The organism is Paractinoplanes pyxinae (assembly GCF_026626335.1).
GTDB lineage: Bacteria > Actinomycetota > Actinomycetes > Mycobacteriales > Micromonosporaceae > Actinoplanes > Actinoplanes pyxinae.
In genome coordinates this window covers 340,304-353,757 of record NZ_JAPNTZ010000007.1, presented here as the reverse complement: position 1 = coordinate 353,757, position 13,454 = coordinate 340,304, and the positions used below count along the sequence as shown (strand labels likewise).

At 70.2% G+C, this 13,454-nt stretch carries 16 protein-coding genes; 11 read left to right on the top strand and 5 right to left on the bottom strand.

Annotation, left to right across the window (positions count from 1 at the left end; genetic code table 11):
- Positions 1–11 precede the first annotated feature (11 nt).
- From OWR29_RS21635 to OWR29_RS21615, 5 genes are all read left to right on the top strand, one after another.
- A complete protein-coding gene (locus OWR29_RS21635; protein WP_267564873.1) occupies positions 12–1,562 on the top strand; it encodes a sensor histidine kinase in 1,551 nt (516 codons plus the stop codon).
- Positions 1,563–1,863: 301 nt separating this feature from the next.
- Positions 1,864–3,558, top strand: coding sequence for a nitrite/sulfite reductase (locus OWR29_RS21630; RefSeq protein WP_267564872.1), 1,695 nt, complete (start codon positions 1,864–1,866; stop codon positions 3,556–3,558).
- The gene (locus OWR29_RS21625; RefSeq protein ID WP_203724670.1) at positions 3,555–3,713 is read left to right on the top strand and encodes an IS1 family transposase; all 159 of its coding nucleotides are present in this window, start codon (positions 3,555–3,557) and stop codon (positions 3,711–3,713) included. Before OWR29_RS21630 ends, OWR29_RS21625 begins: the two co-directional genes overlap by 4 nt.
- On the top strand, positions 3,710–4,477 hold the full coding sequence (locus tag OWR29_RS21620; protein WP_267564871.1) for a phosphoadenylyl-sulfate reductase: 768 nt from the start codon (positions 3,710–3,712) through the stop codon (positions 4,475–4,477). Before OWR29_RS21625 ends, OWR29_RS21620 begins: the two co-directional genes overlap by 4 nt.
- On the top strand, positions 4,459–5,178 hold the full coding sequence (locus OWR29_RS21615; protein ID WP_267564869.1) for a sirohydrochlorin chelatase: 720 nt from the start codon (positions 4,459–4,461) through the stop codon (positions 5,176–5,178). The genes OWR29_RS21620 and OWR29_RS21615 overlap by 19 nt, the downstream gene beginning before the upstream one ends.
- Before the next feature lie 362 nt (positions 5,179–5,540).
- Here OWR29_RS21615 and OWR29_RS21610 read toward each other — a convergent pair whose 3' ends face one another.
- On the bottom strand, positions 5,541–5,795 hold the full coding sequence (locus OWR29_RS21610; protein ID WP_221375748.1) for a WhiB family transcriptional regulator: 255 nt from the start codon (positions 5,793–5,795) through the stop codon (positions 5,541–5,543).
- A 402-nt stretch (positions 5,796–6,197) separates the two neighbouring features.
- Entirely contained in the window at positions 6,198–7,148 is a 951-nt protein-coding gene (locus OWR29_RS21605) for a diacylglycerol/lipid kinase family protein (RefSeq protein WP_267564868.1), read from the bottom strand.
- Positions 7,149–7,200: 52 nt separating this feature from the next.
- Between OWR29_RS21605 and OWR29_RS21600 the strand changes: the two genes are divergently transcribed.
- Together OWR29_RS21600 and OWR29_RS21595 are read left to right on the top strand one after the other, a co-directional pair.
- Positions 7,201–7,596, top strand: a complete 396-nt coding sequence (locus tag OWR29_RS21600; protein WP_267564867.1) for a hypothetical protein — start codon at positions 7,201–7,203, stop codon at positions 7,594–7,596.
- 38 nt (positions 7,597–7,634) lie between these two features.
- A complete protein-coding gene (locus OWR29_RS21595) occupies positions 7,635–8,327 on the top strand; it encodes a FadR/GntR family transcriptional regulator (RefSeq protein WP_267564866.1) in 693 nt (230 codons plus the stop codon).
- 6 nt (positions 8,328–8,333) lie between these two features.
- Here the strand turns inward: OWR29_RS21595 and OWR29_RS21590 are convergent, their stop codons facing one another.
- Together OWR29_RS21590 and sodN are read right to left on the bottom strand one after the other, a co-directional pair.
- Positions 8,334–8,738 carry a trypco2 family protein gene (locus tag OWR29_RS21590; protein WP_438872634.1) on the bottom strand — a complete coding sequence of 135 codons (405 nt, stop codon included), beginning with the start codon at positions 8,736–8,738 and terminating at the stop codon, positions 8,334–8,336.
- Between the two features lie 99 nt (positions 8,739–8,837).
- Positions 8,838–9,242 (bottom strand): superoxide dismutase, Ni, encoded by a 405-nt coding sequence (sodN, locus tag OWR29_RS21585; RefSeq protein ID WP_267564864.1) that lies wholly within the window; start codon positions 9,240–9,242, stop codon positions 8,838–8,840.
- Between the two features lie 86 nt (positions 9,243–9,328).
- On the opposite strand from sodN, the gene OWR29_RS21580 reads away from it, so the two are divergent.
- The 3 genes from OWR29_RS21580 to OWR29_RS21570 all read left to right on the top strand — a co-directional run bounded on the left by OWR29_RS21580 (position 9,329) and on the right by OWR29_RS21570 (position 12,175).
- Positions 9,329–9,637 carry a S26 family signal peptidase gene (locus tag OWR29_RS21580; RefSeq protein WP_267564863.1) on the top strand — a complete coding sequence of 103 codons (309 nt, stop codon included), beginning with the start codon at positions 9,329–9,331 and terminating at the stop codon, positions 9,635–9,637.
- 219 nt (positions 9,638–9,856) lie between these two features.
- A complete protein-coding gene (locus tag OWR29_RS21575) occupies positions 9,857–11,020 on the top strand; it encodes an NAD(P)-dependent malic enzyme (RefSeq protein ID WP_267565115.1) in 1,164 nt (387 codons plus the stop codon).
- 204 nt (positions 11,021–11,224) lie between these two features.
- A complete protein-coding gene (locus OWR29_RS21570; RefSeq protein ID WP_267564861.1) occupies positions 11,225–12,175 on the top strand; it encodes a zinc-binding dehydrogenase in 951 nt (316 codons plus the stop codon).
- A gap of 8 nt (positions 12,176–12,183) precedes the next feature.
- On the opposite strand, the gene OWR29_RS21565 is transcribed toward OWR29_RS21570, so the two are convergent.
- Positions 12,184–13,104 carry an alpha/beta hydrolase family protein gene (locus tag OWR29_RS21565; protein WP_438872633.1) on the bottom strand — a complete coding sequence of 307 codons (921 nt, stop codon included), beginning with the start codon at positions 13,102–13,104 and terminating at the stop codon, positions 12,184–12,186.
- A 178-nt stretch (positions 13,105–13,282) separates the two neighbouring features.
- Here OWR29_RS21565 and OWR29_RS21560 point away from each other — a divergent pair, with 178 nt between their 5' ends.
- Positions 13,283–13,447 carry a hypothetical protein gene (locus OWR29_RS21560; protein ID WP_267564858.1) on the top strand — a complete coding sequence of 55 codons (165 nt, stop codon included), beginning with the start codon at positions 13,283–13,285 and terminating at the stop codon, positions 13,445–13,447.
- Positions 13,448–13,454: the final 7 nt, after the last annotated feature.

Genomic DNA, 13,454 nt, shown 5'->3' with positions numbered 1-13,454 from the left:
ACGCTTGGCGCGTGTCAACGTTGCGTGATCTGGCCGAGGAGCACACCGGCCTCGGGCCGGCCGACATCGACCACCTGCACCGGCTGGCCGGCGACTGGCAGCTGCTGTCCGACCTCTCCTTCGCCGACCTGCTGATGTGGGTGCCGGTGAAGCGGGAGGAAGGGCAGCCGCGCGAGTATCTGTGCGTGGCCCAGGTGCGCCCGACGACGGCCCCCACGGCGTACCAGGACGACCAGGTCGGCAAGATCGTGGGCGGGCCCGAGGTGGCCCACCTCGACATCGCCTTCGCGCAGGAGCGCATCTGGCGCGAGGGCGACCCGGTCTGGTACGGCGACACCCCGGCCCGGCACGAGGCCATTCCCGTACGCCTGCGCGACCCCAACGACCACGAAGAGGGCTACAGCGAGGTCATCGCGGTGATCGGCCGCGACACCAACCTGTCGACCGCGCGCACGCCGAGCCAGCTCGAGCTCAACTACCTGACCACTGCCGACGACCTGGCCCAGATGGTCTCGGACGGCACGTTCCCGCCGCCCCGGCACCCGGGCGAAACCACCTCGGCCCCGCGGGTCGGCGACGGCCTGGTCCGGCTCGACGCGGGCGGCAAGGTCACCTACGCCAGCCCGAACGCCCAGTCCGCGTACCGCCGGCTCGGCTTCAACGCCCACCTGGTCGGCGAGGAGCTGTCCGCGCTGACCAGCCGGCTCGCTGCCGATCCGCTGGAGGGCAACGACGCCTCCGAGCGCATCCTGTCGGCGCTGCGCGGTGAGTCGCCGCCCCGGCAAGAGATGGAAGCTCGCGGCGCGACTGTGCTGATCCGGGCGCTGCCGCTGCTGCCGGCCGGGGTGCCGATCGGCGCGCTGGTGCTGGTGCGCGACGTGACCGAGGTGCGCCGCCGCGACCGCGCTCTGATGACCAAGGACGCGACGATCCGCGAGATCCACCACCGGGTGAAGAACAACCTGCAGACCGTGGCCGCCCTGCTGCGCCTGCAGGCCCGCCGGGTCGACGCGCCCGAGGCCAAGCTGGCCCTGCAGGAGTCGGTGCGCCGGGTCGCCTCGATCGCGCTGGTGCACGAGACGCTGTCGATGTCGAGCGACGAGGCGGTGGACTTCGACGGCATCGTCGACCGGGTGGCCACGGCGGCCACCGAGGTCGCGGCGACCAGCATCCCGGTCAAGATGCGGCGCGAGGGCACGTTCGGCGTGCTGCCCGCCGAGATCGCCACCTCGCTGGTCATGGTGCTGAACGAGCTGCTGATCAACGCGGTCGAGCACGGCTTCCCGGCCGCCGAGGACGACGACGACCTGGTTCCGGCCCCTACCGAGGAATCGGGCGAAGTGGTCGTCTCGGCCCACCGGTTCCGCAAGCAGCTGCACGTCACGGTGGCCGACAACGGGCAGGGACTGCCCGAGGACTTCCGGGCCGACGACACTCACCGGCTGGGCCTGCAGATCGTGCGGGCGCTGGCCACGGGGGAGCTGCGGGGCAGCATCGAGCTGCGCAACCGGGCCGGCGGCGGCACCGAGGCGGTGCTCGTGGTGCCGTTGGGAAAGCGCTGACTTGTTACACCGCGATTGCGAAGGTGCGACGTACCACACTCCCGGAATCTGGACCAGCCTGGCCCAGAAGGCCGCGGCGTGAGAGGCTTGCGCACATGACCGCTGCTCTGGACCGCCGCTTCGTGGCTCGCCGCCACGTTGATTACGGCCGTGTCCGCAGCGCGATGTGTCCGGCTTCCTGACGCCGTCCGATCTATTTTTCGGGCGCGCGAGACGCGCCGGCCACTCCTGACACTGATGTCGCGAGCCTTCCCAGCCGTGAGCGTCTGAACGCGCCCACGACTTCCGGAGGACCGCCGACATGGCGCCCAGCAGCACCCCAGCTACGCCGACCGCCCGCCCCCGTAAGGCGCGCGGCGAGGGCCAGTGGGCGCTCGGACACCGCGAGCCGCTGAACCCGAACGAGCGGATCAAGAAGGACGACAACCCGCTCAACGTCCGCGACCGCATCGAGAACATCTACGCCCACAGCGGCTTCGCCTCGATCGACCCTCAAGACCTGCGCGGCCGTTTCCGCTGGTGGGGTCTCTACACCCAGCGCAAGGCGGGCATCGACGGCGGCCGCACGGCGGTGCTCGAGCCGCACGAGCTCGAGGACGAGTACTTCATGCTGCGCGTCCGCATCGACGGCGGCGCGCTCAACCTGGCCCAGCTGCGGGTGATCGCCGACATCTCGAGCGAGTTCGGTCGCGACACGGCCGACATCACCGACCGGCAGAACATCCAGCTGCACTGGATCCGCATCGAGGACATGCCGGAGATCTGGCGGCGGCTCGAGTCGGTCGGCCTGCAGACCACCGAGGCGTGCGGCGACTGCCCGCGCGTCGTGCTGGGCTCGCCCGTCGCCGGCATCACGGCCGACGAGGTGCTGGACGGCACGCCCGCCATCGACGAGATCCTGAAGCGCTACATCGGCGACCCGCAGTACTCGAACCTGCCGCGCAAGTTCAAATCGCAGATCTCGTGGCTGGCCGACGGCCCGTACGAGACGAACGACATTTCCTTCGTCGGCGTGGTCCACCCGCAGCACGGCCCGGGCTTCGACCTGTGGGTCGGCGGTGGACTGTCGACCAACCCGCGACTGGCCGAGCGTCTCGGCGTGTGGGTGCCGCTCGACGAGATCCCGGACGTCTGGGAGGGCGTGGTCGGGATCTTCCGCGACTACGGCTACCGGCGGCTGCGCCACCGTGCCCGCCTGAAGTTCCTGCTCGCCGACTGGGGTGTGGCCAAGTTCCGCGAGGTGCTTGAGAAGGAGTACCTGGGCCGTGCGCTGATCGACGGCCCGCCGCCGGAGCTGCCGGCCAAGCCGATCGACCACATCGGAGTGCACAAGCAGAACGACGGCCGCAACTACGTCGGCGCGGCCCCGGTGGTCGGGCGCACGTCCGGTCGTCAGCTGAACCAGCTGGCCGACCTGGCCGAGGAGCACGGCTCCGACCGCGTGCGCCTCACCGCGTACCAGAAGCTTCTGGTCCTCGACATCGCCGACGACAAGGTCGAACCGCTGATCACCGGGCTCCGCGGCATCGGGCTCGAGGCGCGGCCGTCGGCCTGGCGGCGGGGCACGATGGCCTGCACCGGCATCGAGTTCTGCAAGCTGGCCATCGTCGAGACCAAGGCCCGCGGCGAAGAGCTGGTGGCCCGCCTCGAAGAGACGCTGAAGGACTTCGACGCCGACATCTCGATCCACATCAACGGCTGCCCCAACGCCTGCGCGCGCACCCAGGTGGCCGACATCGGGCTCAAGGGCCAGCTGGTGCTGAACGAGCACGGTCAGCAGGTCGAGGGCTACCAGGTGCACCTCGGCGGCGGGCTCGGCATGGCGCAGGGGCAGACGTCCGGCTTCGGGCGCAAGCTGCGCGGGCTCAAGGCCACGGCGGAAGAGCTTCCCGCGTACGTGGAAAAGCTGGCCCGCCACTACCTCGACGGACGCGCGTCGAAGGACGAGACGTTCGCCGACTGGGTCGTGCGCGCGGACGAGGAGCTTCTCAAATGAGCGACGCCCGGTCCGCACCCCTGTACTGCCCCTACTGCGGCGAGGAAGACCTGCGCCCCAACGAGGCTTCGCACGGCGCCTGGGAGTGCCACTCCTGCGCCCGAGTTTTCACGGTCAAGTTCAACGGGCTGCTTTCCAAGGGAGTAAACCGATGACAGTCGTGGCCGCAACATCGCTGAACCTGGTCAACCTCGGCGGCGCTGCCCCGGTTGCCCAGGACCCGACCCGGCGCTCCCGCGACGAGCTCGAGGCGCTGGCCCGTGAGGCCGGCCGCGAGCTCGAGGGCGCCCCGGCCGAGGTGATCGCCAAGTGGGCGACCGACACCTTCGGCGACCGGTTCTGCGTCACCAGCTCGATGGCCGACGCCGTCGTGGCCCACCTGTTCTCGCGGGTCTCGCCCGGCGTCGACGTGGTGTTCCTCGACACCGGCCTGCACTTCCCGGAGACGCTCAAGGTGCGCGACATCGTCGCTGCCACCATGGACGTCAACGTACGGTCGATCCGTCCCCGCAAGACGGTCGGCCAGCAGGACGGCGAGTACGGGCCGCGGCTGTTCGCCCGCAGCCCCGACGAGTGCTGCTTCCTGCGCAAAGTCGAGCCGCTCGAGCGCGCGCTGAGCGACTACGACTCGTGGGCCACCGGCCTGCGCCGCGACGAGTCGCCGACCCGGGCCAACACGCCGATGGTCGCCTTCGACGCCAAGAAGGGCAAGGTCAAGGTCAACCCGATCGCGGCCTGGACCGAGGCCGACGTGAACCGCTACATCAGCCGGTGGAACGTGCCGGTCAACGAGCTGTTCAAGAAGGGGTACGGCTCGATCGGCTGCTGGCCGTGCACCCGGCGCACGAAGGCCGGGGAGGACCCGCGGGCGGGTCGCTGGGCGATGTTCGAGAAGACCGAATGCGGCCTGCACGTCTAGCCGTCGTCCTGGTCGCGCACGGCAGCCGGGATCCGCGCGCTGCCGCCGCGACCTCGTCCTTGGCTCGCGCCGTCCGGCGGGCTCATCCGTCCTGGGACGTCCACGCGTCGTACCTCGATCACGCCGGGCCGCGGCCGCTCGACGTGCTGGCCGGGCTGCCCGGCCGCCGGGCCGTGCTGGTGCCGTTGCTGCTGACGTCGGCCTACCACGGCAAGGTCGACGTGCCGGCGGTGGTCGAGGAGGCAGCCGGGCTTCCGGTCGACGTGACTCTGGCCGACGTCCTGGGGCCGTCGGACGCCTTGATCGATGGCATGATGCGCCGGCTTCCGGCCGCCGACCTGGACGCTGTCGTGCTCGCTGCGGCCGGCACGCGGGATGCCGCGGCGCGGGAAACGATCACGTGGGCGGCCGATGCCCTCAGCGCCCGTCTGAGCGTCCCGTGCGTGGCGGCGTATGCCTCGGCCTCCCCGCCCGACCCCGGAGCCGCTGTACGCCGTCTGCGGGCCGCGGGTGCTTCCCGGGTCGGCATGGCCTCGTATTTCCTTGCGCCGGGTTTCTTGTACGACCTGGCGGCGCGTACGGCGTCGGAGTCCGGTGCGGTGGCGGTGGCCGACCCGCTAGGGGACGCCCCGGAACTCGTACGGCTGGTGGCCGATCGCGTCCGGGCCGCGACCAGCCGATCGCTGCCCGCCGCCGCTTGATCCCCTCGTTTCGCGCTTCTTTCCCGGCCGATTCACCCGATCCGGTGCTGCCCGATCCGTGTTTTGCGCCACTCAGCGGGCGGATGCGGGGTTCTTGGCAACGCACCGTCACCACCAGTTGCGCGCTCGGCGCTCTCCGCAGAGGACTGACCGATGGTGAGGGGAATGTGGACCATAAGTCGCGGCGCGCAATTTCGAGATCATTTCGCGGATTCTCGATGAAACCGAAAGTGATCGCATTAACGCGTTCGGCGAACCTCTCGGGAAGCTCTCAGGAACCGGCGCGCTCAGTAATCGCACGGAAACAGCAAGACGCCCCGGTGCCGAACGGCCCGGGGCGCAAATGCTGTGAGGGGATTGGTTCAGGCGGTAGGAGCGCCGACCCGCAGGCCGCCGCGACGCTTCACTGCGCGCCGCTCGTCTTCGCTCATCCCGCCCCAGACGCCGGCGTCCTGACCGGACTCGAGTGCCCACGTGAGGCAGTCGGAAGTCACGGGACACCGCCGGCACACGGCCTTGGCCTGCTCGACCTGCAGGAGCGCGGGGCCGGACGTCCCGATCGGGAAGAACAGCTCCGGGTCCTCGTCGCGGCAGATCGCATCGTGACGCCAGTCCATGGCGGCAACACTCCTTGTTTCTGGCTGGGGTAATGAATCGCGTTACTGGTTTACCTATGCGTCGCGATGGCGGCTGACGTCTGAGTGCCCGTCTGCTCGCCGTGCGTAGCAAGCTTTTGTAGTTACTGATGCTGCTCGGCGCTTCTGGATTGGAAACGCGCGCAACCAGCAACTGGTTACTTCTTATCGCTTGTGAATGCTTTCACGAACTCGTGCGATGTCAAGGGTAGCGCCCGAAGTTTCTCCGGGCGGGTGAGCTGGCTCACGCCCTCTATGTCCGGTTCTGAGGCTTGCGCCAGAGCCGGTTGACCAACGCTCCCATCAATGTAGTACGGTCCCGGTCCTTCTGCCGACCTTTTGACCGTGTTTCTGTAACGGATCGTGAGCTTGACTACCCGGCGATCAGCAGATCACACGTAGCGCTTCGGAAACGGACACGAAGTGCACCTTCTGCCGCTCGCCCAGATAGTCGCCGTCCAGCTGGAACGGCTGGGGCCGGGCGGCCACGACCGTGAACTCGTCCTGATCGTGCAGATGCAGCACGTGCTTGCCGTGCGGGTCGCCCTTGCGCATGGCCAGCTGGGCCAGCGTGCGCGCGGTCTTGCCGACGTCGAGCCCGCGCAGGGCCATCACGTCGAGGCCGCGGTCGAACGAGGCGCCCGGGCTCGGGTTGATCGCCCGGTCGCCGACGTAGGTCCAGGGCGCGGTGTTCTGCACGATGACCGTGCCCAGGTCGAGCTCGGCCGGCTCGCCGGGACGCTCGATGGACAGCGGCGGTGATTTGCGGTCCTCACCGGTGAGCACCTGACCGGCGATCGAGCGGAAGTAGAGGCCGGGGGTGGAGGTGCGACCCCGCAGGCGTGCCTGCTCGACCCGGCGTACGACGGCGGCGTCCAGCCCCATGCCGGCGGCAAAGGTGAAATAGCGGTCGTCCGCGCGGCCCAGGCCGATCACGCGGTGCCGCCCGTCGCGCAGGCCCTCGAGAATCACGCTGACCCCCTCGACCCAGTCGCGCGGCAGACCCAGCGCGCGGGCGAAGACGTTGGTCGAACCACCCGGGACCACGGCGAGCGCGGGCAGCACCTGAGCGCGCGTGCCGGTCAGCCCGCTGAGCACGGCCTCGGCGGTCATCAGCCCGTTCACCGCCTCGTTGACGGTGCCGTCGCCGCCCAGCGTCACGACCACGTCGACCCCGCTCTCGGCGGCGGCGCGGGCCAGCGTCGCGGCGTGGCCCCGGCGGGTCGTGTACTCCACCGACAGCTCGACCGCGCTGCGCAGCGCCCTGACCAGGACGTCCCGGCTGCGCTCGCTGGTCGTCGTGGCCTTGGGGTTGACCAGCAGTAACGCTCGCATGCGCGGCACTGTACCCAAGAGCCGCCCGAAACACTGTCGGTATGGTGCACGAGTGACCGGTGAGAAGTCAGTCGTTGACAAGCCCTCGACGCTGGTGTGGGCGGTGCGGCTGCTCTATCTGGAGTGCGCCGCGCTGGCCGGGCTCACCATCTACCTCATCGTCCTCGATCTGACGAGCTCGTCGGTCAACGTCGGGATGGCCGTGGCGCTGACCGTCTTCGCTGCCCTCGGCGTGGCGGCCGTCTTCTTCGTCGCCCGCGCCCTCGGCCGGCGGCAGCGCGGCGCCCGCGGCCCGGCCATCGTGGTGCAGCTGTTCACCATCGCCGCCGGTGGATTCCTGCTGCAGGTCGGCCCGTCCTGGCTGGGCCTGGTGCTGATGGCGCTCGGCCTGCTCGTGGGCCTGTTGATCGTGCTGCCGCCGAGCACGAGAGCGCTCGGCATCGATTAATTGCCCTCATTCGCCGGGCCAGGGCCTACCCTGAGGGTGTGACCGGATCTACGGTGCGCCCACCCGCGTACCAGCTGCTGGCGGACGAGCTACGGGCGGACATCACTTCGGGGCGGCTCCAGCCCGGCGAACGGCTGCCCCCCGAACCGGAGCTGTGCGTCCGAACCGGCGTCAGTCGCAGCACCGTGCGCGAGGCTTTGCGCCTGCTGGCCAGCCAGCATCTGATCGTCACGACCCGCGGCGTCACCGGCGGCAGCTTCGTCGCCCACCCCGACGCCGAACAGCTCGCGGATGCCCTCACCACCGGCTTCACGCTGCTCTCGAACTCGGCCGGCGTGGGGCTGACCGACATGGTCGAGCTGCGCCGGGCCCTCGAGGTGCCGGCGTCCGGCCTGGCCGCGGTCCGCCGCGACGACGAGCACCTGGCCGAGATCCGCGGCGCCTTCTTCGACCCGGCCGTCGACGATCTGGAGACGATGCTGGCGGCGCACGCGGCCTTCCACACGGCCGTCGCCAAGGCGACGATGAACCCGCTGTTCGAGCTGGTGGCCCGCCCGATCTATCACGCCAGCTTCGGTGAGGACGTCACCGAGAACCTGCCGCCCGGCTACTGGCGGCAGATCGACGCCGACCACCGGCTGATCCTGGACTGCCTGCTCATGCGGGACGCGGAATCGGCCACCCGGGCCGCCGCCCAGCATCTGGACTACATCGCGGCCGTGCTGCACTGAGCCCGGTCAGGCCCCGGTGCGCCGGGTCACCAGCCGGATCGTGGCCCGCTGACCGGTGGCCTCGGCCGCGGCCGACGTGGTGAGCGCGGTGAGCACCTTCCACGCGAACGACGACTCGGCCGGCAGCTTCGCCCCGCGTACGGTCGTCACGGTGACCTCGACGGTCAGCGCGTCCTCGGTCACGGCGAACCGGCAGTCGAGCTCGGCCCCGCGGGTGGCGATGGCCAGCAGCATCGCGCACGCCTCGTCGACCGCGATGCGCAGGTCTTCGATCTCGTCCAGCGCGAAGTGCAGCCGCGCGGCCAGGCCGGCCGTCGCCGTGCGGAGAACCCCCAGGTAGCCGCCGTCGGCGGGCACGGTCAGCAGCACGACGTCGTCGCCGATAGCCGGGTCCGGATGTCTGTCCGTCACCTGAGTCACCGTTCCTCCTCCTGCCGCAGACAGACTTTAGTCGCTGAACGAACACGGCCGGTACGCCCGGGTGGGCGTACCGGCCGTATTTCGCGACGCTCAGGCCTGCTTGGTCTCCCAGAAGATCTTCGAGATCTCCTCGATCTTGCCGAGCAGCTGGTCACCCACGGCCGGGTCGAGCGAGCCCTTGGCGCCCGCGGCGCCGGCCAGCTTGGTGGCCTCGTTGAACAGCTGGTGCAGGTTCGGGTACTTCTCGAAGTGCGGGGGCTTGAAGTAGTCGGTCCAGAGCACCCACAGGTGGTGCTTGACCAGCTCGGCCCGCTGCTCCTTGATGATGATGGCGCGAGTGCGGAACTCGGGGTCGGTGTTCGCCTGGTACTTCTCCTGAATGGCCTTGACCGACTCGGCCTCGATCCGGGCCTGGGCCGGGTCGTAGACACCACAGGGCAGGTCGCAGTGAGCGCTGACCACGGTCTGCGGCGTGAGGAAACGCGGAAGTCGCATCAGGACTCCTCCATAAGAGTTTGCGATGATCCGTGGTTGACACTACCCCTTACACCGCCCCGGTAACGCGACGGAGGACTGATGCCGTGAGATGGCAACTGCCACTGTTCGCGGTGCTCGTCCGAGGCCCGTCCATGGTGCCGACCCTGCGCGACGGCGACGCCCTGGTGGTGCGCCGGGGCGGACGGGTACGCGCGGGGTCAGTGGTGGTCGCCCGGTTCCGCACCCGGCCCGACCTGCTGGTCGTGAAGCGCACGGTAAGGCCTCAGGACGGCGGGTGGTGGATACAGGGGGACAACCAGCTGATCGAGGACGACAGCCGGGCGTACGGGGTGGCGGATGTCATCGGCCCGGTGTTATTCCGCTACTACCCGCGCCTCGGTCGGCTAGGTTAGGGTCGCAGCACCGCGGCGCACACTCGCGCCTCGCGGTTGCTGTTTCACGGGTGATCCCCGCATCGCGTTCCGGTCCGCACGCCCTACTCGCCGTCGTGACCGCCTCGCCCCGACGATCCGCGCCCCGATGCCGTTGGAGCCCCCGTGTCTTTCTTCAGCTTTGAGCTCGACCCTGCCCTGGCCGCCGATCCCGTCTTCGAGCTGCACAAACGCGGCAAGATGGAGATCAGCCTGACCGTCCCGCTGGCCAGCCGCGACCACCTGTCGCTGGCGTACACCCCCGGCGTGGCCCGGGTCTGCGAGGCCATCGCCGACGACCCGTCGCTCTACTCCGACTACACGTGGACGGCCAACACGGTCGCCGTGGTCACCGACGGCTCGGCCGTGCTCGGCCTGGGCAACATCGGCCCGCAGGCCGCGATGCCGGTCATGGAGGGCAAGTCGATCCTGTTCAAGCAGTTCGGCGGCGTCGACTCCATCCCCATCTGCCTGGCCACCCAGGACGTCGAAGGAATCATCGCCGCGGTCAAGGCCATGGCGCCGTCGTTCGGCGGCATCAACCTCGAGGACATCAGCGCCCCGCGCTGCTTCGAGATCGAACGCCGGCTCGACGCCGAACTCGACATCCCGGTCTTCCACGACGACCAGCACGGCACCGCGGTGGTCACGCTGGCCGCGCTGCGCAACGCGGCCAAGCTACTCGGCCGGCAGCTGGGCGACCTGCGCGTGGTGATCAGCGGGGCGGGCGCGGCCGGGGTCGCGATCACTCAGATGCTCATCGCGGCCGGCGTCCAGGGGGCCAACGTCATCATCTGCGACTCGCGCGGCATCATCCACGCCGACCGGGGCGACCTGACGCCGATCAAGGCTGAACTCGCGGCGACGACCAACTTCTCCGGCCGTACGGGTGGCATCACCGAAGCCCTGATCGGGGCTGACGTGCTGGTGGGCGTCTCCGGCGGCCAGATCGAGGAGAGCGCGGTGGCCGGCATGGCCCCCGGCGGCATCATCTTCGCGATGGCCAACCCGACCCCCGAGGTGCACCCCACGATTGCTCACAAGTACGCGGCGATCGTGGCCACCGGCCGCAGCGACTTCCCCAACCAGATCAACAACGTGCTGGCGTTCCCGGGCATCTTCCGGGGTGCGCTGGACGTGCGAGCGACCACGATCACCGAGCGCATGAAGGTGGCCGCGGCCGACGCGATCGCCGAGGTGGTCACCGACGAGCTCAGCGCCGATGCGATCGTGCCGTCGCCGCTCGACCCGCGCGTGGCGCCCGCTGTTGCCGCCGCCGTGGCCGCTGCCGCAGAAGCTGATGGAGTGGCCAGGCGGTCGGCTCCGGTTCCGCCGGCTCAACGGTCGGCCACGCTGCCCAGCTAGAGCCCACCCCGCAGAGCCCACCCCGCAGAGCCCACCCCGCAGAGCCCACCCCGCAGAGCCCACCCCGCAGAGCCCACCCTCCCTGGGGGAGCCCCCGCCGGTCATTATCGTGGGGAAGCGCTTGATCGTGTGGTGGGCCTGTGGATAACGCGCCGTTGTGGAAAACCGGCGAGTGATCGGCAGTGGCCACTATGGTCTGTGGCTATGCGCGCCGCCTACGCCATAGCCTCAGACCCGACCAGTCCCCGCTCCGCCCTGCGGGTGGCCGACCTGCCCGAGAGCACCCCGCCCGAGGGCTGGGTGACGGTCGACGTGCGGGCCGGGTCGCTCAATCAGCACGACATCTGGTCGCTGCGCGGCGTGGGTCTGCGCGCCGACCGGCTGCCGATGATCCTCGGCTGCGACGCGGCCGGCGTCGACCAGGACGGCAACGAGGTCGTCGTCTATCCGGTGGTGGCCGACGAGTCCGATCCGCGGGGCCTGTCGCTGCTTTCCGAGCGGTTCCCCGGCACGCTGGCCGAGCGCGTGTCGGTGCCGCCGGAGAATCTGATCCCCAAGCCGGCCGGGGTGTCGTTCCTCGACGCGGCCTGCCTGCCGACGGCCTGGCTGACCGCCTTCCACATGCTGACCACGCGCGGCCGGGTCGAGTACGCGTCGGCCGTGCTGGTGCAGGGTGCCGGCGGCGGGGTGTCCACGGCCGCGGTGGTGCTCGCGGTCGCGATGGGCAAGCGGGTGTACGTCACCAGTCGCGACCCGGGTAAGCGGGAGCGCATCGCCGAGCTGGGGGCGACGGCCGTCGAGCCGGGCGCCCGCCTGCCGGAACGGGTCGACGTGGTCATCGAGTCGGTCGGGGCGCCCACCTTCGACCATTCGATGAAGTGCAGCGCCCCGGGCGCCCGCATCGTGGTGTGCGGCGCGACCGGTGGCCACCTGGCCACTGTGGATCTGCGCCGCCTGTTCGCGATGCGGCTCGAACTGCTCGGCAGCACGATGGGCACCGGTCCCGAACTGGCCGCGCTGCTCGACTTCCTGGTCGAGCGGGACGTGCGTCCGGTGATCGACTCGACCTACGGCTTCAGCGCGATCGCCGACGCCTTCGCGCGCCTGGAATCGGGGGAGATCTTCGGCAAGGTGGCCATCGACTTCCTGCACTGACCCGGCGGTCAGCCCAACCGGTCCTGCAGGGTGGCCAGGCCGCCCCGGGCGGCGTCCGGCTCGAGGCGGTCGCGGGCGGTCTCGTCGCCGTAGAGGGTCCAGCGCCAGAAGTCGGCACTGGTCCGGGCGATCACGTCGAGGGAGCGGCCGGAGGCGACGTGGCCGCCGTCCGTGACGGTCAGGAAGGCCTTGGGCCACTGCACCGCGGCGTAGGCGGCCTGGCCATCGGCGTACGCGACGGTGGCGTCCTTCCGGCCGTGCACGAAGAGCATCGGCGCTTCGGATCCGGTGAACGGCTGGGGCAGGATCTGGCGGCCGGCCAGCACCACACCGGCCCGCAGACGCGTGTCGCGGTTGCCGCTGAACAGGCCCAGGGTGGTCACGCCGCCGGCGGAGTGGCCGGCCGCGGCGATGCGCGACTTGTCGACGGCGCCGCCCAGCTTGGCCAGTGTCTCGGTGATCACGTAGCTGGCGTCGGAGGGCTGGTTGATCACGTCGAGCACGTTGAACTCGGCCGCCGAGGCGGAGGTGTGCGGATACGCGGGCGCGGCGACCACGAAGCCGGCGCGGGCCCAGGTGGTCAGCAGCTCGCGGTAGTCGGAGGGCTTCCCGCCCAGGCCGTGGCTGAACAGGATCAGCGGAAACGGGCCGTCGCCCTGCGGCAGCCACACGGTGGTGGGCAGGGGCCGGTCGGCGCCGCGGGTCAGCCGCAGCGTGCGGGTCTCCACGGCGAACGCCTGGTCGGGTGCGGCTCCCGGAAGGGGCGCGGCAGTGGGCGAGCCGGCGGCCGAGGGCGGCGCGGCCGGGCTCGCGGTCGGCGGCAGGGTGGCCGGGGCGGAAGCCGCCGGGGGCTCGCTCGAACACGCGGCGAGCGACGCCGACAAGGCCGAAGCGACGGCGAGAACGGGGGCGAGGCGACGACGATGCACCCGTCCCATTGTGCGTCGGTCTTCGAAAGACCAGGGAAAGGCCGATCGGTCCAGCGTCCGCCAGCGTCGGGAGAAGGCGCTTCCACGAACGGGTGAAATCGACAAGGTGATCGCGTTTGTCCTGGTAGGGGCTCAGGCGGGTCAGCCCGGCGGGCGTCGTTTCGCTATGGTCTTGCCCATGTCTGACAACAGCGTCGACCCGAGCGGCAACACCGAAGCGTTCCGGGCCTTCACTCACAACACCCCGCAGGAGCCGGCGACGGCCTCCAAGACCCCGCTGATCATCGGCGGCGTCGTGGCTGCCGTCGTCGTGATCGCCCTGGTCGTCTGGCTGGCTCTCTGAGCTTCGA

What these genes read in the sequence shown, in the direction of transcription:
- OWR29_RS21560 (WP_267564858.1), top strand. Translation starts at nt 13,283, where the DNA reads ATGTCTGACAACAGCGTCGACCCGAGCGGCAACACCGAAGCGTTCCGG.
- OWR29_RS21625 (WP_203724670.1), top strand. Translation starts at nt 3,555, where the DNA reads ATGAGCGACGCCCGGTCCGCACCCCTGTACTGCCCCTACTGCGGCGAG.
- OWR29_RS21575 (WP_267565115.1), top strand. Translation starts at nt 9,857, where the DNA reads ATGGAGATCAGCCTGACCGTCCCGCTGGCCAGCCGCGACCACCTGTCG.
- OWR29_RS21630 (WP_267564872.1), top strand. Translation starts at nt 1,864, where the DNA reads ATGGCGCCCAGCAGCACCCCAGCTACGCCGACCGCCCGCCCCCGTAAG.
- OWR29_RS21605 (WP_267564868.1), bottom strand. Translation starts at nt 7,148, where the DNA reads ATGCGAGCGTTACTGCTGGTCAACCCCAAGGCCACGACGACCAGCGAG.
- OWR29_RS21610 (WP_221375748.1), bottom strand. Translation starts at nt 5,795, where the DNA reads ATGGACTGGCGTCACGATGCGATCTGCCGCGACGAGGACCCGGAGCTG.
- OWR29_RS21570 (WP_267564861.1), top strand. Translation starts at nt 11,225, where the DNA reads ATGCGCGCCGCCTACGCCATAGCCTCAGACCCGACCAGTCCCCGCTCC.
- OWR29_RS21620 (WP_267564871.1), top strand. Translation starts at nt 3,710, where the DNA reads ATGACAGTCGTGGCCGCAACATCGCTGAACCTGGTCAACCTCGGCGGC.
- sodN (WP_267564864.1), bottom strand. Translation starts at nt 9,242, where the DNA reads ATGCGACTTCCGCGTTTCCTCACGCCGCAGACCGTGGTCAGCGCTCAC.
- OWR29_RS21615 (WP_267564869.1), top strand. Translation starts at nt 4,459, where the DNA reads ATGCGGCCTGCACGTCTAGCCGTCGTCCTGGTCGCGCACGGCAGCCGG.